The sequence below is a fragment of the Caulobacter sp. Root1455 genome, assembly GCF_001426905.1.
In the GTDB taxonomy this organism is placed as follows: Bacteria; Pseudomonadota; Alphaproteobacteria; order Caulobacterales; family Caulobacteraceae; genus Caulobacter.
Map to the genome: position 1 here is coordinate 59,766 of NZ_LMFQ01000002.1, position 23,512 is coordinate 83,277.

A 23,512-nucleotide genomic window follows, 5' to 3' on the forward strand; every position below is an offset into this window, starting at 1 on the left:
GACATCTTAGATAGCTCCGACCGATGCTGGACAGCCATGGCCACGACGAAGCGCCCCTGCGTGATCTGCGGCGATCCGAAGACAGTGCGGTCGCATCTGATACCGGCCGCTGTTGGCAGGGCCATCCGAGGAGAGGACAAGAATTTCTGGATTGGTTCGGGCGAGCGTGACGGCAAAATCCTCAGCCAGTCAGGGGTGTTCGACTACTTCCTCTGCGACGCTCACGAGGCCTTCATCAACACCTATGAGAACGATGCCATAGAATTCTTGCGGTCTTTCGAGCTGACCGACGAGGAAAAGCGCCTTGGCTGGTATCGCCGCTCCCCTGCGGACACAGAGAAGCTGGTACGTTTCGCCTGCTCGATTGTGTGGCGTTACCACCAATCAACCCGCATTGAGGCCAAGACGGTGGACATCGGGCCCTGGGAGACAGTGTTGCGGGACATCACGTTCGGCGGTGACATCAGCCAGGCGCCCGACACCCTGTGCTTCGCCATGCACCACCCGCTTATAAAGAATAGGTCCTTTGCGTTCCCGCCCACCAAGGGCAGGTATTATGAGCGCGTGATCTGGACCACTTTCATCTTTGGGACCGCGTTTGTAACGAAGCTCGACAGACAGCCCTACGCCCCCGATGGTATTCGCAAAGGCCTGATCAACGGTCGGCCAAGCCTAGATGGACGCGTCCAGAAGATGAGCGACGGCGACGTCCTGCGAGTGAGGAAAATCCTGCAACGGATGAGCTGAACCCTGGGCGCCCTGGGCGCGGGCAGGAGGGAGCACGGTCGTAGGCGAGCCGAGAGAGAGACCGTTTCACCACCCAAAATACTAAGGCAAGATAAAGCAACGGCGCCACCCAAGCGGGGTGTCTCCGTAAGTCATTGTCTGCACATCGTTTTTCGGTGCGCCCTGATGGCGCTATGCCTCTGAGAATGGCGCTATATTGGCGCCATGCGGAGCTAAGCGCTTGAGCGGTAAGGAATTTTCTAGCTGAAAAGGTCCGCTGGCTCTGGCGGGAAATCACGGACGACTTCGAGCGTCCCGGCCGGCGAAGGCGACAGGATTTCCCGCTGTGGCCGCGTTAGATCCAACCAGTCGCGGCCCTCGCTCGCTGAGAGCAGCACGATTTGCCGGTCATGGTAGGCCGTGATGTCTGGCCCAGGCCCGGTCGTCAGCATGGTCCAGCAATCGTTCTTCACAATGCCCGCGACCCAGAACAGCGGGTTGTCCACCATCGTGAACTTCCACCGCGTCTTGCGCTTCTGACCGGGCTGGGGCGCTGTGAACTCATAGAAGGCGTCGGCCGGGATCAGGACCCGATCGGTCTTGGAGAAATCGCGGTCGTCAGACCGGAAATTGAAGACCGGTCCCTTGGGTCCTGGCCATCCCCACTTGGTCATGGATACCACAGCGTTGTCGCCGACGTGCCGCACGATCGGCGCGGCCTCCGTCATCTTGATCTCGGGACGTGGCTCGAAATTCGAAGCTTGCCCCTCCCAGACCACCGGGAGCTTCAACACCTTCGCCCAGGTCGCGAAGAGGTCGCCGGTCTTGAGGCTGTAGAGGTTGCACATCGATCAAGCGTCCTTGAGCCAGATCGTTACCCGCCAGGAGTCCTGGTCGAGAGAGTCGTCGCCCAGGAAGTTCAACACCTCCGCATAGGCGACGTCGGGGTGATGCCCCCAGAAGGCGTCTCCCATCAATCCAGGGCCTGCGAACTGATAGTCCGGGTCGTCGCCGGGCCGAGGGCCGAGCGGCGTCTCTGTCCGTTCGCTGGCAAAGCCCTCCTTTAGCCAGACCCGAACCTCGATCTCACCATCGGAGGCGCCGTCGCCTTCAATGATCCGATCGACGTTCGGGTGGCGGCTCCAGAAGGCCAGCGGGTGTGGCTGGCCAAAGGCGGCGAAGGCCGCGCCGTCACGATGGCGCCGCGTAACCTCGCGGGTTGCCGGATCGGCCATATAGACGAAATCGGACATTCGGCCCTTCTCCCCCTATGCGCAGGCTAGACCTTGTCGCGCCGATCCTTCAAGGCCAGCTCGACGGCGTCGGCCGAGACGCCCACGTCGGTGACGGTGTTGCGCAGCACGTCGGCGCTGACGCCGAACTTTTCGGTCCAGTAGGCCACCTCGTGCGGCTCATTCACGTTGATGCGGGCGCGGTCCTGCGCGCCACGATCCGAGAGATTGTCGGCCATCTATTCGTCTCCCTCTTCGCCTTGAACGCCAGCGGACTTCGTGACCCGCTCGGCGATGGCCGTCGCGCCCGCGTCGTCGGCGGCGATGTCGCCTTGGTCTTCGAGTTTGGGATCGGGGTTTGCCTTCACGGCGTCGGCCAGGTCTTCGATCGGTTTGTCGGTCATCGATGATCTCCTTGGACAGGAGAAGCGTGGACCGCCCGGTGATGTTCCCAGCGCGTCTGCCGCCACGCTCAAACGATCAACACGCCCTCCACAGAGACGATCGAGGCGATGCCGGACTCTCGTTGACTCGTTTCGTCAAAAAGAGAACATTTAAGGAACATCGGAGTTTCCCCATGCCCACCCCAAGCGCTTTGCAGCGTCCGACGACGCACGCCTTCAGCCCCATCTTCATTCCGTTCGACGCAAACGATGAACCCCTCGCTGAATGTGTCGGCGAGGACCGGCACTTGCGCGCCTATTGCGCCTGCGGGGAGGTCACCTCGTTTGACGCGGAGGCCTGGTTGCTCAGGGGGCTGGCCTTCCTCAGCATGTCAGAGTTTTCCGGCCGCCTGCGTTGTCCGTGCGGGCGACGTCACGCCCGCTTTGAGGTGTGGCCCGGCTCGCTCAAGGAATCCGGCCTGAAGATGCGCTCCGCCTCCGCCCTGTACGAGTGACCGTCAGGTGCGTTCTGGACGCTCTGACCGATGCCTGAACCTAGCGCCCGTGACCGCGAGAAGGCGGCTCGACTTGACCCTGCTTTCGCCAGCCGACGCCTCGTCGATGCGCTGGAGCGCGGCTGGGAGATTGAATTTCGCTGCCAGTACTGCGGCTCCACCAAGACATGGGGGCGTGACATCATGCTGGGTCGCGCGCGTCGCTGCCTTGGCATGACGATGAACGAGATCCAGGCGCGCGCCGTATGTGCTAGATGCCCCGGTCGCTCGCCCATTATGAGCTTTTCCGGCGTGCTGGAGCCGGGCGACATGGCGCGTCGGTCCTGGGATCTGATCAATACCCTTCTGGACGCTGGAATTGATCCGACGCCCCTCGGTTATGGCCGACGGGCGCCGAGGCGGTAGCCCATGGCGATCATCTGGCCGACCCTTCAGCGGATCAAAGGCCCGCTCACGATCACCTGTCGGCGTTGCGGCAATCGTCAGGCTTGGTCTCGTGAAAAGGCGATCGTGAACCTTGGCGCAGCCACGCAGCCTCACACAATCCGCTCCAAGCTGCGGTGCAGCCTGTGCGGCGCACGTGGTCGCGACGGCCTGATCGACACCGACGCTCAGATGTAGTCCGGCGATTGGCTGCTTTCGGTTCTCAGCGAACTACGCGGCGACGCCCAAGCGAGCGGCAAGCATCAGGAGAGCAGGCCATCTCAGAGGTGATGCCTGCGTAATCGATCGCGGTTTCACCGTACGTCAGATGCAGTCTGCTCATGGACCCCAATGGGTATGATGATTGCATTCTCTGGCGCAAGTAGGACCATCGGTCGGTCGTTAGGCTTACATCGCGCTACGATCGCACGTTCGCCCACCCAAAGCACCTCTCCGTCGCAGAAGTTAGGAATATTCGGCGGGCGGAGAAAATATCCGCCGCCGAGATAGCCCACAGACGCCGTAACTGAAACAATTAATAGAGAAACAAGCAAGACGGCCACTGCGGCGGCGAAGTGGGTTCGCTTTTCACGAAATGCATTTGACTCGCAATCTTCAAGTCCCGAAAGAATCGAAGTGGACACAAGGATTGTAAATACAGTGATTATCGCGCCAATTCGATGAGCCGCTATTATAAGTTGCGCTACTGATAAATCTATCTCCTTAGATCTAGCGATGAATTGAATATCAACGCCATCGACCCAGAGTGCAAATCCGGTTACGATGATCATTACGACTATGACCGCAGATTTCAATCTGTTGCGAGCTTTAGTATCTCTCTTTAGTCCGATAGATATCGAAGTAAAATAGGTTGCACTGCAAGCCGCAAGCAAAGCGGTTAATTGTAATCCAGAATTTATAACATCATTTGTGGTTGATACCTGAGCGAAGGAAATTCCCCACATCAGAAAAATTAACGAATTTAATACGATCGATATAATGAATCCGGCCGCAAGAATTATTGAAAATCCTTCAACCATAAATTTCATACTGAAGATGCTGGCGCGTGAGCCGGTGAGAGGCCGCGCCTTCTTTGGCCCGTACGGGCGGACAGGGGGCATATGACCCTCCTTCGAAGCAGCGCGCGTCTGGCGAATGCAGATCGCTCGCTGTAAACAGCTAAGCTTGAACGTGTATTTGCGCAAGCGTGCGCCCCGCTGAGGGAGCGCTAGCCGCTGCCAGAGCGCAAGGCTCCCAAGCGTGATAAGATTGTAGAAGCTGTCGAGCTAGCGGGGTGACTTAGATGAAGAGAACGAGGCCCTCTCGTAAATAGCGGGAGCTTGCCCGCCCCTCGAAATTTCTGTCAGTGCCTCGCGGCTCGGCCGTAGGTGCCGGACGTCAATCTGCCCCTCAAGGGCGGCTACGCCGTCGCCTACGGCGATGCGCTTTGCGCACCCTTGACCGTCAGCTTGCCGCCCGGCCAGGGCTCGGCATGCGGTTTAAGCCGAAACAGGCGCGAGGCGCCTGCGGCTTCACCGCGATCTAGGCTTTGAGGCGCACGCCTGGGCCACCCGGCTTCAGCTCTCCCGCTTCCATGAACACGACGCCCGCGTCCTCTAGCGCCTTACGTACGGCATCGACGTTTGCCGCCGTGCTGCGACCCGGACCAAGCGGCCCTTCCATGCGGCGGATGGTGGGCATGGACAGCCCCGACGCCCCAGCAAGCTGAGGCTGACTCCAATCCACCAGAGCGCGCGCAGCCTTGATTTGCTCGGCTGTCAGCATGGAATTATCACTTTATGATCTTTCGTAATCGTTTTGTGTTGATTTGGTCGACTCGGAATGATATGAAAATGATAACCACTGAACCGGGATGTTCGCTATGGGCTCGCGTCGAAAGACGGGCGGCGAAGACGTGCGCCTGCCTGACCTCACCAGACGATCTGTTATCAGCGCTGCTACCGCCGCGCCCGTTCTAGCAAACGCGGGCAGTGAAGCCTCAGCGGCGGACGGCCTCATCGTCAGCTGCGCTAGCTTCGTCGCCATCGACATCCGGGTCGGCCGCTTGGTGCGCCGCTGGGGTGATCTGGAAGGCGAGGCCTTCGCGCTGCCCGGCTGGTTCAAGATGTCGAAAGAAGAGCAACTGGCCCACCCCAAGGGCCGCGAGATGGCCGACATCGACCGGACGCTCGCCACCCTGTTTGAACAGCGAGAGAAGCTGTTGGCGGAGCTGCCCAAGGTCGCCGCCAACGACCCGACCGGCGTCGCCGCCAAGATCGCGGTGGCCGCCAGGGCGGTTGATCCCGAAGACCACGAAGAGGCCCATCACCTCATCGCTGGCGCGGCCCGCGATCTGGCAAATATGCGTTGCCCCGACTGTCATCGCCCCCTGGTGCTTGAGGGCTGGATTGATTGGTCGATCCGTACCGGACGGGAGTGAAAGCGGGTGAGCCGCGCTCTAACCGTCGTTGAGGCCTTGCGGGTCTGGATCGAGGCTTGGCGTTTCGCTCGTCAGGAATCGCCCGCCATGACCGACGACACGCGCCCCGCGCTCCAACGCTTCCGCCCTGCCAACGAAGACGCCGCTCTCTACGCTGTAGGTACGGTTTCGCCGCAGCAAGACGCGGTTCTGGCCCTGGCCCGCTTGATCGGCCGCCTACGCTGTAGGTACGGTTTCGCCGCAGCAAGACGCGGTTCTGGCCCTGGCCCGCTTGATCGGCCGCCAGATCGCACGCGAGGAGTTCCAGCGCAGCTTTGCGCCCGCCAACGACCAACGCCCGCGATCGGAGACCGACCAGGGCTAGCCTAGGAGATCGTCATGACCCGCGTGGCCATCTACGCCCGCTATTCCGACGACAAGCAAAGCGCCCATTCGATCGAAGATCAGGTCCGCATCTGTCGCCTGCACGCCGACAAGCAGGACTGGCGGGTGGTGAGCACCTATTCCGACGCCGCCATCTCAGGCTCGACAGTCATCCTCCGCCCTGGCGTTCAGGCCTTGCTCCGCGACGCCCTGGCCGGTGAGTTCGATGTGGTCCTGGCCGAGGCCATGGACCGACTCAGCCGCGATCAGGAGGACATCGCCGGGCTCTTCAAGCGCCTACGGTTTGCGGGCGTGCCGATTGTCACCCTGTCAGAGGGCGAGGTCTCCGAGCTGCATGTCGGCCTCAAGGGCACGATGAATGCGCTGTTCCTCAAGGATCTGGCGGCCAAGACCCATCGGGGAAACCGGGGCCGCGTGGAAGCTGGCAAGGTCGCGGGCGGCAACTCCTACGGCTACAAGGTCGTTCGCGAGATCGATGTAGCGGGGAAGGTGACGACCGGCGAGCGGGAGATCATCCCCTATGAAGCCGACATCGTGCGCCGGATCTTCCGCGACTATGTCGCCGGCAAGAGCCCGCGCCAGATTTGCATCGAGCTGAACGCCGAGGGCGTCGCCTCGCCCCGAGGTCGGGCCTGGGGTGAGATGACCATCCGGGGCCATCTGTCGATCCAGTCGGGCATCCTCAACAACCACTTCTATATCGGGCAGATGGTCTGGAACCGGCGCCGGGACGTGCGTAATCCCGACACCGGCCGCGCCCGTCATCGCGTGAACCCGCAGAGTGAATGGGTCTATGCCCAGGCACCGCATCTGCGGATCATCGACGATGACCTCTGGAACGCCGCCAAGGCCCGCCAGGAGCACCATGCCAGGGCCTATCGAGACGCCGTCGCCAGGGGCGCGCAGAGCTTCCAGGCAGCCGCCACCAGCCGCCGCCCCCAGACCCTGCTTTCCGGCCTGATCACCTGTGGCCTGTGCGGCGGCACGGTGGCCAAGCGCGGGAACAACCGCTTGGCTTGCGTCGCCCACATCAAGGGCCAGGGCTGCACCAACGCCAGCGCAGTTCGCAGCGACAGCTTGGAAGCCCGCGTTCTCGTCGGCCTCAGGGAGCGTTTGATGGCGCCCGAGGTCATGGCTGAGGCCATGCGGGCGTTCATCGAGGAGACCAACCGCCTCAACCACCATCGCAGGGCCAACGAAACGGCCGACCGGTTGCGGCTCGAGAAGGCCAGGAAGGCCATCGCGGGCATAGTGTCGGCCATTGAGGATGGTGGTTACACCCGCCCCCTCATGGAGCGCCTGAAGAGCCTGGACGCCGAGGTCGAGACCATCGAACGCACCCTGGCCGAAGCCCCGCGCGACGTGCCGGACGTTCACCCCAATGTCGCCGAGCTTTACCGCCGCAAGGTCGAGCGATTGGTCGAGGCGCTGAACAACCCGGCCGACCGCACCGAGGCGGCAACGGCGCTGCGTGCCCTAATTGAGAAAGTCGTGGTCACGCCGACCGGGCGGCGCGGGGAGGCGGATGTTCGGCTATTTGGCGATCTGGAGACCGTGCTGGCCTGGGCGGAGGACAAGGAAGTCGGGTTTCGCAGCCCCGCGACGCTTTTCCTGAGGGCCGCCGGGGACGGTCTGTCGGTTCCCGCGAGTGACCGGTCCGGGACCGGGGTTCGTCGCCCTGGCCCGCCCGTCGGGGGCGCGAGCGAAAGCGTCCGGAGAAGGGCTAAGACCCCTGCCTGCCGGACCGCTCCCGAACAACGGCTCCACGCGAAAATCCTCCGGGCGAGGCCCGGGCGCTTCGCACCCTCCCCATCAGCTCAGCGGGCTTCCGCGTGAGGACGAGAGGTCGTGCCGGTGAGCACTTGCCCCGACCTGACCGCTTCGCGGTCTGTCCGCCCCCACAGGGGGCGGAGGACGCGCGTCTTCTTCTTCCCCCTGTGGGGGAAGACGGTCGCGAAGCGACCCGTAGGGGGCAAGTGCGTGAGCCGCTGATTCAGTCCCACAGTTTTTCTGTCCACCGCCTTCGACGAACTCAATTGACCCGACCGGCCGTGTAGGGATTTAAGCCGCCTCAGCTTCACCACGCCTTCGCCGATTTCCCGGCTTGGCGCGTTCTTGTTTTCATGGCTCCGTTCCAGGAGCCGACGCGGATGCTGGACGATCACCCGATGACCGCCGAGACGATTTCCGCGCGCCCACGCCCTTCGTCCGCGAACAGGGGACCAAGACGGCCGCTGTTCCGCCGGCGCTCGGCGATCCCGGGCTTTGGCTTGACCCTGGGCGTGACCCTGACGATCCTGTCGCTGATCGTGCTGATCCCGCTGTCGGCGGTGGCCATCAAGGCCTCGGCGCTGTCGCCGGGGGAGTTCGTCGCCGCCGCCTTCTCCGAGCGCGCCCTGGCCGCCTATCGCCTGACCTTCGGCGCGGCCTTCGTGGCGGCGGTGATCAACGGGGTGTTCGGCGTGCTGACCACCTGGGCCCTGGTGCGCTACGAGTTTCCCGGCAAGGCCGTGGTCAACGCCCTGGTCGACCTGCCGTTCGCCCTGCCGACCGCCGTGGCCGGCATCGCCCTGGCCACGCTCTACGCCCCCAACGGCTGGGTCGGGCAGTACCTGACGCCGCTCGGGATCAAGGCGGCCTACAACCCGATCGGCGTCACCATCGCCCTGATCTTCATCGGCCTGCCGTTCGTGGTCCGCACCCTGGAGCCGGTGATGCGCGACCTCTCCGCGGATGTCGAAGAGGCCGCGGCCAGCCTGGGCGCGGACCGCGTCGCCACCATCGCCCGGATCATCCTGCCGGCCCTGGGCCCGGCGTGGCTGACCGGCTTCGCCCTGGCCTTCGCCCGGGGCGTCGGCGAATACGGCTCGGTGATCTTCATCGCCGGCAACATGCCCTACAAGTCCGAGATCGCGCCGCTGCTGATCATCATCCAGCTGGAGCAGTTCGAATACGCCAACGCCGCGGCCATCGCCCTGGTCATGCTGGGCGTCTCGTTCCTGATGTTGCTGGTCATCAACGCCATCCAGGCCTGGTCGCGGAGATTCGTCTGATGGCCGCCCCGACCAAGGCGCAGTTCCGCCACCCGACCGACGACCCGGCCTGGGCCAAGGCCGTGGTCATCGGCCTGGTCCTGGCCTTCCTGGGCCTGGTGCTGATCCTGCCCCTGGCGGCGGTGTTCGCCGAGGCGCTGCGCAAGGGCCTGGCCCCCGCCATCGAGGCGATCTCGACGCCGGACGCCTGGGCGGCGATCAAGCTGACCCTGATCACCGCCGGCATCGCGGTGCCGTTCAACGCCGTGTTCGGCCTGTGCGCCGCCTGGGCGATCGCCAAGCACGAGTTTCCCGGCAAGCCGCTGCTGATCACCCTGATCGACCTGCCGTTCTCGGTGTCGCCGGTGGTGGCGGGCCTGATCTACGTGCTGGTCTTCGGCCTGCAGGGCTGGTTCGGCGACCGCCTGGTCGACCACGACGTCAAGATCATCTTCGCCGTGCCGGGCATCGTGCTGGCGACGATCTTCGTGACCTTCCCGTTCATCGCCCGTGAGCTGATCCCGCTGATGCAGGAGCAGGGCGTGTCGGAGGAGGAGGCCGCCGTCTCGATGGGCGCCTCGGGCCTCTACACCTTCTGGCGGGTGACCGCGCCCAACGTGCGTTGGGGCCTGCTGTACGGGGTGCTGCTGTGCAACGCCCGGGCCATGGGCGAGTTCGGCGCCGTCTCGGTGGTCAGCGGCCACATCCGCGGCCTGACCAACACCATGCCGCTGCACGTCGAGATTCTGTACAACGAGTACGACTTCGTCGCCGCCTTCGCCGTCGCCGCCTTGCTTTGCCTGCTGGCGATCGTGACCCTGGTGCTCAAGAGCCTGCTCGAGATCGCCCAACCCGACGTCAAGCGCGGCGGCGGACACTAGATTGACCGGAACGAAGACACTCCCATGACCATCTCCATCCGTTCCGTCGAAAAGAAGTTCGGGCGCTATCCGGCCCTGAACCACGTCGATCTGGAGATCGCCGACGGCGAGCTCGTGGCGCTGCTGGGCCCGTCGGGCTCGGGCAAGACGACCCTGCTGCGCACCATCGCCGGCCTGGAGTTCCCCGACGCCGGCCAGGTGCTGTTCGAGGGCCAGGACGTGACCTTCGCCTCGGCCGCCGCCCGCCGCGTCGGCTTCGTGTTCCAGCAATACGCGCTGTTCAAGCACATGACCGTGGCCCGCAACATCGCGTTCGGCCTGGACGTCCGCAAGGGCAAGGACAAGCCGCCCAAGGCCGAGATCGCCCGCCGCGTCGAGGAGCTGCTGAATCTGGTCGAGCTGGAGGGCCTGGGCAAGCGCTACCCCTCGCAGCTGTCGGGCGGCCAGCGCCAGCGCGTGGCCCTGTCGCGCGCCCTGGCCGTGCAGCCCAGCGTGCTGCTGCTGGACGAGCCGTTCGGCGCCCTGGACGCCACCGTCCGCAAGTCGCTGCGCAAGGAGCTGCGCCGCGTCCACGACGCCACCGGCGTCACCACCATCTTCGTCACCCACGACCAGGAAGAGGCGCTTGGCCTCGCCGACAGGGTCGCGATCCTCAACGCCGGCCGCATCGAGCAGATCGGCACGCCGGACGAGGTGCACGACAACCCCGCCACGCCGTTCGTCTGCGGCTTCGTGGGCGAGGCCAACCGCTTCGAGGGGACGGTCTCCGGCGGGCGCTTCACCTCCGGCGCGCTGTCGTTCGCGGCCAACGGCGCCGGCGACGGCCCGGCCGTGGCGTTCGTGCGGCCGCACGACTTCGCGCTGGACGACGGCGGCTTCGAGGTCCGGGTCGTCCGGGCCCATGTGCAGGGCGCCCTGACCGCCGTGTCCGCCACGACCGCCGACGGCCGCCACATCGAGATCAGCGCCTCGCGCGCCGAAGCGGCCCGGTTCGCCGGCGCCATCAAGATCGCGGCCCGCAGGAGCCACGTCTATTCGCTCTAAGGACTGGCCGCTCTAGACCGGCTTCGGCTCCGGCTTGCGCCGGAACGGGATGTCGAACGACAGCCGCGTCCCGCACCGCCACAGCCACTCCAGCGGACCGTAGTGGAAGGCCTTGAACCAGGCCGCGGCCAGCAACAGCTGCACCGCCACGGCGGCCACGCCGATCCCCAGGGCCAGGGACGGGGTCATCCGTTCGTAAAGGCCCAGGCCCAGCGGATAGAACAGCGGGATGAAGACCAACGACTGTCCGACATAGAGGGTCAGGGTCATTCGCCCGACCGGGACCAGGACCCGCAAAACCCGCTCGCCGCCGACGCGCCACAACTGGACGAAGATCAGCACCGACGCGGCCATGCACGACAGGTCGAACCAGCCGCCGACCAGCGTGTTGGTCCAGAACACCGGGCCGCTGTCGTGGCCTGCGGTCTTGGCTTTCAGCACGTGACAAACGGCGGCGACCAGGGCGACGGCGACCAGGGCGACCACGCGGCCCCGGCGGAAGCGTCCAGGATCGGCGAAGAAGCCGATCCGGCCCAGCACCAGTCCGATCAGGAACAGGCCCAGCACCTGCACGCAGCGGCCGGTCTCGATGAAGAACCACCACTTGTTGACCTGGCCGTCCCAGAGATTGGCGCGGAACACCTGGCCGACGTCGCCGGTCAGATAGGTGGCCATAGCGGGGTCGGTGAAGTAGTGCGGCGACTTCAGCGCCCAGGGCGCGCCGGCGGCGCCCGCCGCGATCCACAGCAGGATGTAGGGCTGCAGGAAGCAGAGCGCGGCCACGGTCAGCAGGACGCGGTTGGACCGGACCTTGTCGAACGGGATCAGGACGAAGCCGGCCAGGGCCAGCACCACGATGATGTCGCCGCGATAGACCAGGCCGTGCAGCAGGCCGATCCCCGCCAGCAGCGTCAGGCGCCAGGCGAACCGGCCGGCGAACGGCTGGCCCCGACGCGCGGCGCCGTCCATCATCACGAAGAAGCTGAAGCCGAAACAGAGGGCCAGCAGCGAGAAGGTCTTGCCCATGAACAGGGTGAAGACCGCCGTGGTCACGGGGTTGGTGACCGGGTGAGCCCAGTAGAGCTCGAAATATTCCAGCATGTGGACCAGGAACAGGCCCATCAGGGCGTAGCCCCGCAAGCCGTCCACGATCGCGAGGCGCGGCGACGCCCCGTTCGGCCCTTCTGACATTCGCGCCCTCCCCAGGTCGTCGCTGTGTTAGCGCTAACCTAGGGTGCGTCGCCCTCGGAGGTCTACTGCTGTTGCTGCTGGCGCTGCTGCTGTTCGCGGATGGCGTCGGCGCTGGCCCGGCGACGGTTGGCCGAGCCGAACGGGGCCGAGGGGCGGGGCAGGCGCAGGAACTCGGGCTCGGCCACCGCCGCCCGGGCCCGGCGCACGGACACCCCGACCGCCAGGTGGCTCTCGGAATCGCCCTTGTAGACGCCCCGCGACGGGGTGACGTCGCTGTAGTCGCGGCCCACGGCCACGGCGACGTGGCGCTCGCCGGTCATGACATTGTTGGTCGGGTCGAACCCCACCCATCGATAGCTGGGCAGGAACACCTCGACCCAGGCGTGGGTCGCGTCGGGGTCGGAGCGGTCGCCGGCCTCGCGGTCGGTGAACAGGTAGCCTGAGACGTAGCGGGCCGGGATGCCCCAGGCGCGGCAGACCGCCAGCATGATGTGGGCGAAGTCCTGGCAGACCCCGCGTCCGGCCTCCAACGCCAGGTCGATCGGGCTGTCGGCGTCGGTGACCCCCGGCTGGTATTCGAACGCCTTGTAGATCGTGTCGCACAGGGCCTGGGCCGCCGAGAACGGATCGCGGCGACGCAGGGAATCGATGTCCTGCTCGAGGATGAAGGTCTCCAGGGCGGACGTCATCTGGACGAAGCCGTGGGGCTGGAGATAGTCGAAGCATTCGCCCCGCACGAACGCGCTCTTCAGCCGCTCCCACTCGCCCATGTCCAGCGGCAGAGGCCATTCGTGCACCGGCTCGGTCTCGACGGCCGAGCGGGCGATGATCGTCAGGCCGTCGTGCGGCTGGGGCACGTCGAAATGGTAGACGGCGTTGCCGAAGCTGTCGGCGTAGGAGAACACCTGGGCGGCGGGTTCGATGTCCAGTTCGAAGCTGACCAGCCGCTGGCGCGCGCCCTTCTGGGGCTGCATCCACAGCTCCATCAGGCTTTCGCGGACGGGCCGCTCGTAATGGTACTGGGTGACGTGGCGGATCTCGAGCAGCACGGGCGATCTTCCTAAGCGGTCCTCCCTAGGCGGGGAGGCGCATTTCCAGCGGATAGGCGACGAAGGTCTCGTAGATCGCCTGGTGGATGCGGGCGCATTCGTTGGCGACGGTGGTCAGAAGTTCGCCCGCGCCCTGGCTCTCCAGCTCGCCGACGTCGGCGAACTCCAACCGGGCCTTCAGCCGGCCGGCCAGCCGTTCGGGGGCCGCGCGGCCGGTGGCCTCGACGTGGCGGGCCAGTTCGCTGAGATGCTTCTCGATCTGGCTGGTGGCGAAGCGGATCGAGCGCGGGAAGTCCTCGTCGAAGACCATGAACTCCAGGATGTGCCGCGGCTCGATCTCGGCGGTGTAGACCCGCAGATAGGGCTCCAGCGCGCAGCCCATCCGCAGCAGGCTGACCAGGGCCAGGTGGTCGTTGACCTTGGGGCTGTCCTCGGCGAAGCAGGCCTCCAGCAGGCTGGCGATCAGCTGGGCTCGCTCCAGATACATACCCACCATCATGAAGCGCCAGCTCTCGCCGTGGCTCATCGTGGTGTCGGCCGCGCCCTTGAACAGGTGCACGTCGGCGATGATGTCGTGCAGGAAGGTAACCGAATTGTCGGCGAACTCGCGGCCGGCGTTGCGGTCGATGACCTTCAGGTACAGCAGGTTCAGCCGCTCCCAGGTCTCGGTCGTGATCTGGTCGCGGACCTGGCGGGCGTTCTCCCGGGCCCTCGACAGCGACGAGACAACGGAGTTGGGATCGGAGCGGTCCAGGACCAGGCCGTTGGCCGCCTCGAAGGCGCCGGCCGCCAGTTCGGTCTCGCCCACGGCGGACAGGGCGATCCGCACGGCCTCGGCGCCGGTATCGGTCTGGTCGAGGGTGGCGTTCAGCATCACCGTCGACAGCCGCGACAGGTGCTCGGCGCGTTCAATGTAGCGGCCCAGCCAGTAGAGGCTGTCGGCGACCCGAGCGAGCATCATGCGAGCGACCTCTTGTTGAAGGAGAGTGCGAGCATCATTGGCCGGCTCCCTTTTCATGGCCGTTGCCGTTGTGGCCGTTCTCCTCGGCCAGCACCCAGGTGTCCTTCGACCCGCCGCCCTGGCTGGAATTGACCACCAGCGAGCCGCGCTTCAGCGCCACGCGGGTCAGGGCGCCGGGGGTGACGACGGTTTTCTCGCCCGACAGGATGAAGGGCCGCAGGTCGACGTGGCGGGGCTCGATCCGGCCGTCCACCAGGCAAGGGGCGGTCGACAGCTGGATGGTCGGCTGGGCGATGTAGTTGGCCGGGTCGGCCTTCAGGGCGTCGGCGAACTCCGACCGCTCCCTGGCCGAGGCGTGGGGCCCCACAAGCATGCCGTAACCGCCCGAAGCGCCCACCGCCTTGACCACCAGCTTGTCCAGATTGTCCAGCACGTGGCTCAGCTGAGCCGGCTCGCGGCACAGGAAGGTCTCGATGTTCGGCAGGATCGGATCCTCGCCGAGATAGTAGCGGACGATGTCGGGCACGAAGGCGTAAACCGCCTTGTCGTCGGCCACCCCGGTGCCCGGCGCGTTGCAGATCACCACGTTGCCGGCCCGATAGGCGTTGAACAGCCCCGCAGCGCCCAGCGATGAATCGCGCCGGAAGGTGAGGGGATCGATGAAGTCATCGTCGACCCGCCGGTAGATCACGTCCACGCGGCGCAGGCCGGTCGTGGTGCGCATGTAGATCATGTTGTCATGGACCACCAGATCGCGGCCCTCGACCAGCGGCACCCCCATCAGGCGCGCCAGATAGGCGTGCTCGTAATAGGCCGAGTTGTAGACGCCGGGGGTCAGCACGACGACCTGCGGATTGGAGCGCCAGTCGGCGCTCATGCTCTTGAGCGTGGCCAGCAGCAGGTCGGGATAGCGCTCGACCGGCCGCACCCCGGCCTCGCGATAGGCGCTGGGGAAGGTGCGCTTGGAGGCGTCGCGGTTGGCCAGCATGTAGGACACGCCGGACGGCACGCGCAGGTTGTCTTCCAGCACGGCGAACTCGCCGTCCGGGCCGCGGATCAGGTCGCTGCCGCAGACATTGGCGTAGGCCTTGTGCGGCACATAGAGGTTCTGCATCTCGCGACGGTACGAGGGCGCGCCCAGCACCAGCTCGCGCGGCACCACCCCGTCCATCAGGATCTGCTGTTCGCCGTAGATGTCGGCCAGGAACATATTCAGCGCCTGCAGGCGCTGGGTCAGGCCGGCCTCGATCTTGGCCCATTCCTGGGCCGGCAGGATGCGGGGGAAAAGGTCGGTCGGGATGATCCGCTCGGTGGCGCTGTCGGCTCCGTAGACGGTGAAGGTGATGCCTTGCAGCAGGAACGAGCGCTCGAGCATCCGCTGCCGGTCCGCCAGTTCGCTGGCCCCGAGCGTGGAGATTCGGCTCTGCAGCGCCGCGTAGTGGGTCCGCACGTCGCCGCCCTGGGCGATCATCTCGTCGTAAGGCGCGCCGGGCAGATAGGCCGCACCGGTCATCGGGAGGCTGGGAGTATCGTCGATGTCCTGGATTTTCGCCGCCACGCCCGTGTCCACTTTGTCCACCCTGCGCGCCGGATTGAGGCGGCGCGTCCCGATCCAGCCTAGAACGCGCGAAGTCCGGAAGCGGTGCTTTTCGGCTCGCGATGATCCGATGCGCGGGACTGCTCAACATTTGGGCGCCCTCCTGATGATCGAAGGAGCCGGGCGCTGAAGCGGTTCCGGAATTTCACCGCGTGACAGTCGGCGGGGGGGCGACTACAGGGGTTCAGGGACGCTGCGCGCGGGGACTGGAAGGCTTGGTGCGTAAGAGATCTGTCCTCGGCATGACCACGGCGGCCCTGTTGGCCGCCGGCCACGCCAATGCGGCCGAGCCCGCGGCCATCGTCACCGGCGTCGAGGACAAGGCGCTGCGTGAAGCGATCCAGCGCGCCATGACCGAAGCCAAGGCGCCGCCGCGCAGCCGTTCGGAGGCCCGCCGCCGCGCCAGGGACGCCGGCGACGACGCCGTCGCCGTGCTGCGCTCGGAGGGCTACTACGCCTATGTCGTCGAACCCGATGTCTCGGAAGCCGAGCCGCCGCGCGCGATTCTCAAGATCACCCCCGGTCCGGTTTTCGTGATCGCCGACCCCAGGCTGGCCTGGAGCGGACCCGAGCCGGACGAGGGAGTCGTCAAGCGGGCCGAAAGCGTCATCCGCCTGACGCCGGGCGCGCCTGGCCGGGCCGTCGAGGTGCTGGCGGCCGAGGGGCGCGTCGTCTCCCAGGTTCAGCAGCTGGGCTATGCCGACGCCGCCGCCGAGCCGCGCGAGGTGGTGGTCGATCACGCCGATCACACGGTCCGTCCGGTGTTCCACATCGCGGCGGGCGACCTGACCCATGTCGACGGGATCCAGGTGGTGACCCAGGGGCGATCGAACCCCGCCTGGATCAAGCATCTGGCCCCGTGGACGTCCGGAGACATCTACGAGCCCGACGATATCGCCGAACTGGAGCGCCGGTTGCGGGACACCGGGGTCTACGACACCGTCTCGGTCTCGCTGGCCCCCAAGGACAAGGCGCTGCCCGACGGGCTGCGGCCGGTGATCGTGACCGTGTCCGACCGCAAGGCCAGGACCGTGGAGCTGGCCGCCAGCTATTCGACCACCGACGGGCCGGGCGCGGACGCCAAGTGGATCCACTACAATCGCTTTCATCGGGCTGACACCACGACCCTGTCGGCGCGGCTGGCCAGGGTGGACAGTCGTCTGGAAGCCGAGCTGGCCCTGCCGCATTGGCGGCGCAGCCAGCAGACCCTGAAGCTCAACACCGCCATCTTCCACGACGACACCGACGCCTATGTCGAAACCGGCGCCCACATCGGCGCGGACCTGACCCGAAAGCTGCGCACGACCGTCTATCGGACCTACGGCGTCTCGCTGGACCTGTCGCAGGTCGATTCACCCCTCACCACCAACGGCGCGACCACCCGGGTCGAGCAGAACTTCGCCACCCTCACCCTGCTGGGCGCCCAGGCCTGGGACCGATCCGACAACGTGCTGGACCCGACCAAGGGCTGGCGGCTGGATGTGCGGGCCGAGCCCACCGCCATTACCGGCGACCTGACCATGGCCTTCCTGAAGATTCAGGCCCAGACGTCGGCCTACCTGCCGTTCGGCCAGGGCGCGCGCACCGTGCTGGCTGGGCGGTTCAAGGCCGGGCAGATCGTCGGCGGAACCATGCCCGAGGTGCCGGCCTCCAAGCGGCTCTACGCCGGCGGCGGCGGTTCGGTGCGCGGCTATGCCTACCAGGCCATCGGTCCGCGGATCGACAACACCACCACGCCCCAGGGCGGCCTGTCGTTGCTGGAATCCTCGATCGAGCTGCGCCACAAGTTCACCGACCGTTGGGGCGCCGTGGCCTTTGTCGACGCAGGCGGGGTGGGCGTCGACAAGTGGCCGGGCGGCGATGATTTCGGCGTGGGCGTCGGGGTCGGCGTGCGCTACGACCTGGGCTTCGGACCGATCCGGGCCGACATCGCCGTGCCGATCAGCAAGCGCGAGGGCGATCCGGCGTTCCAGGTCTATATCAGCATCGGGCAGGCCTTTTGACCGACGCCCAAGAACCACCTGGCGGGCCGCCGCCCGAGGACATGCCGGAAGTCGTCGCCGAGGCGGCGACCAAGGTCGCGCGCAAGATCGGCTGGCCGGGCCTGATCATCATCGTTTCGGTGAGCCTGGTGGTGCTGATCGCCGTGCTGTTGGGCGGCGTGCGCTTCGGCGCGATCACTCCGCAGGGCCGCGCCTTCCTGGAGGCCCGCACCAGCGGCCTGAAACTGGGCCGCATCGGCCGCCTGAAGATCGAAGGCCTGACGGGCGACATCTGGAACGCGTTCGGCGTTCGTCGCCTGACGATCAGCGACGAGAAGGGCGTCTGGCTGGAGGCCGCCGACCTCTATGTCGACTGGCGGCCGGCCGAGCTGTTCTACCGCCGCTTCCACGCCGACAAGATCACCGCCCGCCAGGTCGTCGTGCTGCGCCGTCCGACCCTGACCCCCAAGGGCAAGTCCAGCGCCGCGCCGCTGTCGGTGGACCTTGACCATGTCGCCCTGCGCCTGATCACTCGGCCCGCGTTCAGCCGCCAGGCCGGCGACTTCGACCTGAGCGGCGATTACGAGTCCGCGAGGCTGGGCGGCCAGAAGGGCAATCTGCGGGCGCTTAGCCGCATGCACGTCGGCGACCACCTGAAGCTGGTCTTCGACCTTGGTCGCGACAAGACCCTGTTGCTGGACGCCGAGGCCCAGGAGGCCAATGGCGGGGCCCTGGCCGGGGCGATGGGCCTGTCGCCCGACCGGCCCTTCGATCTGAACGCCAAGGCCCACGGGACCACCAGCCAGGGCGCGTTCACCGTCCTGGCTCGGTCCGGCGACGCCACGCCGCTGAAGGCTGGCGGCGCCTGGACCCCGCAGGGCGGTTCGGCGGCCGGCCATATCGACCTCGCGGCTTCGACCTTGACCGACCGCGAGGAGCGGATGTTCGGCGCCGACGCCCGCTTTTCGATCGTCGGCCGCAAGGCCGGGGCGTTCAGCGATCTCGACCTGAAGATCGACAGCCAGAACCTGGTCCTGGCCGCTCACGGCCCCGCCGATCTGGGCAAGCGGATCACCGCCCCCGCCGGCCTGACCTTCTCCGCCAAGATCGGAAATCTCTCCCGCGTCACGCCGCTGCCGACCCTGGGGGCGGGCGTCGCGGACGGGGTCTTCCATCTGACCGGCGACGGCTTCCTGGTCGACGGCCGCCTCGACGTCCGGGATCTTTCCTGGCTGGGCTATCGTTTGGCGCGCGCCAAGGGACCGGCGACCGTCGGCTGGAAACGCGGCGAACTGAGCATCAAGGCCGAGGCCACGACCGAGGGCGGCGGCGGGCAGGGTCTGCTGGCCGTGCTCGGACGCTCTCCCTCGGCCCAGTTCGAGGGGACGCGGTTGAAGGACGGCCGCTTCCTGATCCGCTCGGCGAAGGTCCAGGCCCCGAATCTGGCCGTCGTCGCCCAAGGCGAGCGCGGCGTTCTCGGCGGCCTGTCCTTCAAGGGTGAGGCCAAGGTCGCTTCGCTGGCCCCGATCCACGCCGGGATGGCGGGACAGGCGAGCGTGAGATGGTCGGCCAGCCAGGGCGTCGGCAAGCCCTGGATGCTGGCCGCCGACGCGCGCGGCGGCAATTTCGCCACCGGCCTGCCGGAACTGGACCGCTTGCTGGGCAAGACGCCGCGTCTCGAGGCCCGCGGCTCCTGGGCCAACGAGCGGCTGTCGATCGCCGACGCCAAGCTGGATGGCACGGCCGCGTCGGTGCGGTCTTCCGGCGTGCTCGGCCCGGCCACGGCCCTGGCCTTCAAGCTGGACTGGTCCGCCACGGGGCCCTTCGTCGCCGGCCCGGTCGAGGTTGCCGGCAAGGCCAAGGGGACGGGGGCCGTGACCGGAACCCTGTCGGCGCCCAAGGCCGACCTGATCGCCGACTTCGACTCCATCGACGTGCCGCGCCTGCCGCTGAAGGACGCCCACGTGGTGCTGTCCTTCGCCAAGCGTCCCGACGGCGGCGACGGCACGGCGTCGATCGAGGCCGGCAGCAAGTACGGCCCGGCCAAGGGGCGCACGGCCTTCAATTTCGCGACCGGCGGGCTGGAGCTTTCCGACCTGGACGTCGACGCCGGCGGGGCCAAGGCCAAGGGCGCGGTTTCCCTGCGCAGCGGTCGTCCGGCCACGGCCGACCTGACGTTGGCGATCGGGCCTGGCGCGTTCCTCACCCAGGGGCGGGTCGCCGGCACGGCCAAGATCACCGACAGCGCGGCCGGACCGGTGGCGCAGCTCGACCTGGCCGTCGACGACATCGTCGACGGGGCGTGGAAGGTCCGGCACGCGGCGGTGAAGGCCTCCGGCCCGATGGCCCGTCTGCCCCTGACGATCGGCGCGCGGGGCGAGGCCCCGTCCGGTCACTGGAATTTGAACGGTTCGGGCGTGCTGACTCAGTCTGGTCCGGAATACCTGCTGGCCCTCGACGCCGCCGGAGCCATGGCGCGCACCGAGGTCAAGACCCGGGAGGCCGCCCAGATCCGGTTCGGCGGCCCGCGCACCGGGGCCCGCCTGCGGCTGTCGGTCGGCGACGGCGCGGCCGATCTCGACGCCGACGTGGGCGGAGACCTGGCCACGCTCCGGGCGCAGCTGACCGGCGTCAGCCTGACCGCGCTCAATCCCGACATGGCCGGCAAGGTCGACGCCCATGTGACGCTCAGCGGGTCGGGCCCGACCCTGACCGGCGAGTTCGACGCCAACCTGATCGGGGCCCGCGAACGCGGCTCGCGCACCGACCGCTCGCTGAACGCCGAGATCCGCGGCGTTCTGCGCGACAACCTGATGACCATCAACGCCAGCAGCTCCAACAGCCAGGGCCTGCAGGCCAAGGCCGAGGTGACGCTGCCGACCGAGGCCTCGGCCAAGCCGTTCCACCTGGCGATCGATCGTCGGCGGCCGGTGCGCGGCCAGTTCGCGGCCCAGGGCGAGATCAAGCCGCTGTGGGACCTGCTGGGCAGCTCCGAGCGCAGCGTGTCGGGCAAGATCGACGCCGAGGGCGAGCTGGCCGGCACCCTGGCCGATCCGCGCCTGACCGGCCGCGCCAGCCTGGAGGGCGGCCGGGTCGACGACGGTCAGACCGGCCTCAGTCTGCGCGATGTCATCGTGCGCGTGGCCCTGGCCGACAACGCCATCGACGTCAGCCAGGTGTCCGCGGGCGACGGGCAGGGCGGAACGATGTCGGGCTCGGGTCGGATCAGCCTGATGCGCGGGGGGCTGGGCAGCTTCAAGCTCGACCTGAAGGGTTTCCGGGTCATCGACAACGAGCTGGCCACGGCCGCGGCCAGCGGCCAGACCACGGTCAATCGCGGGGCCGACGGCAAGGTCAAGATGGTCGGCGCCCTGACCATCGACCGGGCCGACGTCTCGGCCCAGACCAAGACCCCGGCTGGCGTGGTCTCCCTGGACGTGATCGAGCGCAATCGCCCGGACGAGATGGATCAGGGCATCGAGGTCCGCAAGGTCGCGCCGGGCAGCGGCATGCTGCTGGATGTCACCCTGACCGCTCCGCGGCGGATCTTCGTGCGGGGCCGGGGCCTGGACGTGGAGCTGTCGCTGAACGCCCATGTCGGCGGTTCGACCAACAGCCCGATTCTGGACGGCGAGGCGCGGGTGGTGCGCGGCGAATACGATTTCGCCGGCAAGCGCTTCGAGTTCGAGGAGACCGGCACGGTGCGCCTGGCCACCCAGCTGGACCGCGTCCGGCTGGACCTGACCGCGGTGCGCGAGGACCCGGCCCTGACCGCCGTGGTCAAGGTTGAGGGCACCGCCGCCAAGCCGGAAATCACCCTGACCTCCAAGCCGGAACTGCCTCAGGACGAGGTGCTGTCGCAGGTGCTGTTCGGCTCGTCGGCCGCCAACCTGACCCCGATCGAGGCCGCGCAGCTGGCCTCGGCCCTGGCGGCCCTGGCCGGCGGCGGCGGCTTCGACGTGATGGGCAACCTGCGCAACCTGGCCAGGCTGGACCGGCTGTCCTTCGCCGACAGCGCCGCGGGCATGACCGTGGCCGGCGGCAAGTACGTGACCGACGACGTCTATGTCGAGATCATTGGCGGCGGCCGGGAAGGGCCCTCGGCCCAGGTGGAGTGGCGTGTCCGGCGGGCGCTGTCGCTGGTCTCCAAGCTCGGCAGCCAGGGCGACGCCCAGCTTTCGGTTCGCTGGCGAAAGGACTACAACTAATCCGCTTCCGTCCGTTCCGCGCCGCGAACCCGGACATGACGGCGGAAGCACGCAGTGACAGATCCGGATTCCGATCCTGGCCGCGACCGGGGCCGGACGCTGTTCGGAGCAAGGCTGTTGCGCGGGCTACCGGTTTCCTCGACCGAGGAAGCACGAATTGCCCGCGGCCCTTGGTTTAGTTTGAACTGAGGGAGACAGTGGATTCATGCGACTCAACGACGAGGATCGCGCCGTCCTGCGACACCTGGCCGACCAAGGCCCGCTGATCATCGATCGGGCGGTGGCCTGGTGCGCCATCAACTCCGGAAGCCGGCATCTGGGCGGCCTGGAGCGCCAGCGGCAAGTTTTGCTCGACGCCTTCGGAAACCTGCCGGCCGCGCCCACCGACATCCCGCTGGGCGCCTCGCCCGAGGTCGGGGCGGACGGGCGGATCGGCGAGCAGGCCCATCCGGCGGCCATCGCCGTGGTCGTGCGGCCCGAGGCCCCGGTCCAGGTCGTCCTGACCGGCCACTACGACACCGTCTACCCCGAGACCTCCAGCTTCCGGACCGTCACCACTCGGCCGGACGGCGCCCTGCACGGGCCGGGGATCGCCGACATGAAGGGCGGCATCTCGGTGATGCTGGCGGCGCTGGAGGCTTTCGAGCGCCATCCGCTGGCCGCGCGGGTCGGCTATCGCGTGCTGCTGTCGCCGGACGAGGAGATCGGCTCGGTGGCCTCGGCCCCGATCCTGGCGCAGTTCGCGCACCTGGGCCATGTGGGCCTGACCTACGAGCCGGCCCTGGCCGACGGGGCCCTGGCCAGCGCCCGCAAGGGCTCGGGCAATTTCCATATCGTGGTTCACGGCAAGGCCGCCCACGCCGGTCGCGACTTCGCCGCCGGCCGCAACGCGGTGATGGAGGCCGCGCGGATCGCCCAGGCCCTGCACGCCCTGAACGGAGCGCGCGAGGGCGTGACCTGCAACATCGCCAAGATCGACGGCGGTTCGCCCCTGAACATGGTCCCGGACGTGGCCGTGGTCCGCTTCAACGTCCGCTTCCCCACGGCCGACGACGCGGCTTGGTTCGAGGACGAGGTCGCCAAGATCGTCGCGTCGCCCAGAGAGGGCCTGCACGCCCATCTGCACGGTCGCATCACCCGCGGCGCCAAGCCGTTCAACACCGCTCAACAGCGGCTGTTCGGGGCGGTGAAGGAGGCCGGCGCTCTGTTGGGTCAGGACATCGCCTGGAAGCCGTCCGGCGGGGTCTGCGAGGGCAACAACCTGTTCGCCTCGGGCCTGCCCAATGTCGACACCCTGGGGGTGCGCGGCGGCGACATCCACAGCGAAGCCGAGCACGCTTGGCCCGACAGCTTCGTCGAGCGCGCCCAGCTGTCGGCCCTGATCCTGATGAAGCTGGCCAGCGGCGAGATCGACGGACCCGCCCTGCGCGCCGCCATGACCGACCTCGCGGAGACCCACTGAGC

Annotated in this window: 21 protein-coding genes; 11 read left to right on the forward strand and 10 right to left on the reverse strand. The window is 67.1% G+C overall.

The window, feature by feature from the left end; genetic code table 11:
- Positions 1 to 36: 36 nt before the first annotated feature.
- Positions 37 to 747 (forward strand): hypothetical protein, encoded by a 711-nt coding sequence (locus tag ASD21_RS02810; RefSeq protein ID WP_056436470.1) that lies wholly within the window; start codon positions 37 to 39, stop codon positions 745 to 747.
- A 239-nt stretch (positions 748 to 986) separates the two neighbouring features.
- Here the strand turns inward: ASD21_RS02810 and ASD21_RS02815 are convergent, their stop codons facing one another.
- From ASD21_RS02815 to ASD21_RS23760, 4 genes are read right to left on the reverse strand one after another with little or no spacing between them, the layout of a single operon-like run.
- Positions 987 to 1,574: an SOS response-associated peptidase family protein gene (locus ASD21_RS02815; protein ID WP_056436472.1), complete on the reverse strand. Its 588-nt coding sequence runs from the start codon at positions 1,572 to 1,574 to the stop codon at positions 987 to 989.
- A gap of 3 nt (positions 1,575 to 1,577) precedes the next feature.
- Positions 1,578 to 1,979, reverse strand: a complete 402-nt coding sequence (locus ASD21_RS02820) for a hypothetical protein (protein WP_056436475.1) — start codon at positions 1,977 to 1,979, stop codon at positions 1,578 to 1,580.
- Positions 1,980 to 2,005: 26 nt separating this feature from the next.
- Entirely contained in the window at positions 2,006 to 2,197 is a 192-nt protein-coding gene (locus ASD21_RS02825; protein ID WP_056436478.1) for a DUF3606 domain-containing protein, read from the reverse strand.
- Positions 2,198 to 2,362 (reverse strand): hypothetical protein, encoded by a 165-nt coding sequence (locus ASD21_RS23760; RefSeq protein ID WP_156398267.1) that lies wholly within the window; start codon positions 2,360 to 2,362, stop codon positions 2,198 to 2,200.
- Positions 2,363 to 2,535: 173 nt separating this feature from the next.
- Here ASD21_RS23760 and ASD21_RS02830 point away from each other — a divergent pair, with 173 nt between their 5' ends.
- Both ASD21_RS02830 and ASD21_RS23765 read left to right on the forward strand, forming a co-directional pair.
- Positions 2,536 to 2,856: a hypothetical protein gene (locus ASD21_RS02830; protein ID WP_056436481.1), complete on the forward strand. Its 321-nt coding sequence runs from the start codon at positions 2,536 to 2,538 to the stop codon at positions 2,854 to 2,856.
- A gap of 408 nt (positions 2,857 to 3,264) precedes the next feature.
- The gene (locus ASD21_RS23765; protein ID WP_156398268.1) at positions 3,265 to 3,477 is read left to right on the forward strand and encodes a hypothetical protein; all 213 of its coding nucleotides are present in this window, start codon (positions 3,265 to 3,267) and stop codon (positions 3,475 to 3,477) included.
- Between the two features lie 116 nt (positions 3,478 to 3,593).
- On the opposite strand, the gene ASD21_RS23770 is transcribed toward ASD21_RS23765, so the two are convergent.
- Both ASD21_RS23770 and ASD21_RS02835 read right to left on the reverse strand, forming a co-directional pair.
- The gene (locus tag ASD21_RS23770) at positions 3,594 to 4,400 is read right to left on the reverse strand and encodes a hypothetical protein (protein WP_156398269.1); all 807 of its coding nucleotides are present in this window, start codon (positions 4,398 to 4,400) and stop codon (positions 3,594 to 3,596) included.
- Positions 4,401 to 4,821: 421 nt separating this feature from the next.
- On the reverse strand, positions 4,822 to 5,064 hold the full coding sequence (locus tag ASD21_RS02835; RefSeq protein WP_056436484.1) for a helix-turn-helix domain-containing protein: 243 nt from the start codon (positions 5,062 to 5,064) through the stop codon (positions 4,822 to 4,824).
- A gap of 97 nt (positions 5,065 to 5,161) precedes the next feature.
- Here ASD21_RS02835 and ASD21_RS02840 point away from each other — a divergent pair, with 97 nt between their 5' ends.
- From ASD21_RS02840 to ASD21_RS02860, 5 genes are all read left to right on the forward strand, one after another.
- Entirely contained in the window at positions 5,162 to 5,719 is a 558-nt protein-coding gene (locus ASD21_RS02840) for a hypothetical protein (RefSeq protein ID WP_156398270.1), read from the forward strand.
- 378 nt (positions 5,720 to 6,097) lie between these two features.
- Positions 6,098 to 7,939 (forward strand): recombinase family protein, encoded by a 1,842-nt coding sequence (locus ASD21_RS02845; protein ID WP_082554602.1) that lies wholly within the window; start codon positions 6,098 to 6,100, stop codon positions 7,937 to 7,939.
- 332 nt (positions 7,940 to 8,271) lie between these two features.
- Positions 8,272 to 9,156 carry a sulfate ABC transporter permease subunit CysT gene (gene cysT, locus ASD21_RS02850; protein WP_056436808.1) on the forward strand — a complete coding sequence of 295 codons (885 nt, stop codon included), beginning with the start codon at positions 8,272 to 8,274 and terminating at the stop codon, positions 9,154 to 9,156.
- Entirely contained in the window at positions 9,153 to 10,016 is an 864-nt protein-coding gene (cysW, locus tag ASD21_RS02855; RefSeq protein ID WP_156398279.1) for a sulfate ABC transporter permease subunit CysW, read from the forward strand. Before cysT ends, cysW begins: the two co-directional genes overlap by 4 nt.
- Positions 10,017 to 10,040: 24 nt before the next feature.
- Complete coding sequence (locus ASD21_RS02860; protein ID WP_056436492.1) at positions 10,041 to 11,060, forward strand: sulfate/molybdate ABC transporter ATP-binding protein; 1,020 nt, start codon at positions 10,041 to 10,043, stop codon at positions 11,058 to 11,060.
- Between the two features lie 12 nt (positions 11,061 to 11,072).
- Here ASD21_RS02860 and ASD21_RS02865 read toward each other — a convergent pair whose 3' ends face one another.
- The 4 genes from ASD21_RS02865 to ASD21_RS02880 form a co-directional block, all read right to left on the reverse strand.
- Positions 11,073 to 12,251 carry a DUF418 domain-containing protein gene (locus tag ASD21_RS02865; RefSeq protein ID WP_056436495.1) on the reverse strand — a complete coding sequence of 393 codons (1,179 nt, stop codon included), beginning with the start codon at positions 12,249 to 12,251 and terminating at the stop codon, positions 11,073 to 11,075.
- 62 nt (positions 12,252 to 12,313) lie between these two features.
- Positions 12,314 to 13,300: a transglutaminase family protein gene (locus ASD21_RS02870; RefSeq protein WP_056436498.1), complete on the reverse strand. Its 987-nt coding sequence runs from the start codon at positions 13,298 to 13,300 to the stop codon at positions 12,314 to 12,316.
- Between the two features lie 25 nt (positions 13,301 to 13,325).
- Positions 13,326 to 14,261 (reverse strand): alpha-E domain-containing protein, encoded by a 936-nt coding sequence (locus ASD21_RS02875; protein ID WP_056436501.1) that lies wholly within the window; start codon positions 14,259 to 14,261, stop codon positions 13,326 to 13,328.
- A gap of 34 nt (positions 14,262 to 14,295) precedes the next feature.
- The gene (locus ASD21_RS02880; protein ID WP_156390699.1) at positions 14,296 to 15,819 is read right to left on the reverse strand and encodes a circularly permuted type 2 ATP-grasp protein; all 1,524 of its coding nucleotides are present in this window, start codon (positions 15,817 to 15,819) and stop codon (positions 14,296 to 14,298) included.
- 257 nt (positions 15,820 to 16,076) lie between these two features.
- Here ASD21_RS02880 and ASD21_RS02885 point away from each other — a divergent pair, with 257 nt between their 5' ends.
- From ASD21_RS02885 to ASD21_RS02895, 3 genes are all read left to right on the forward strand, one after another.
- On the forward strand, positions 16,077 to 17,861 hold the full coding sequence (locus ASD21_RS02885; protein WP_442856939.1) for an autotransporter assembly complex protein TamA: 1,785 nt from the start codon (positions 16,077 to 16,079) through the stop codon (positions 17,859 to 17,861).
- Positions 17,858 to 22,048, forward strand: a complete 4,191-nt coding sequence (locus tag ASD21_RS02890; RefSeq protein WP_056436512.1) for a translocation/assembly module TamB domain-containing protein — start codon at positions 17,858 to 17,860, stop codon at positions 22,046 to 22,048. The genes ASD21_RS02885 and ASD21_RS02890 overlap by 4 nt, the downstream gene beginning before the upstream one ends.
- 205 nt (positions 22,049 to 22,253) lie before the next feature.
- The gene (locus ASD21_RS02895) at positions 22,254 to 23,510 is read left to right on the forward strand and encodes a hydrolase (RefSeq protein ID WP_056436515.1); all 1,257 of its coding nucleotides are present in this window, start codon (positions 22,254 to 22,256) and stop codon (positions 23,508 to 23,510) included.
- Positions 23,511 to 23,512 lie beyond the last annotated feature (2 nt).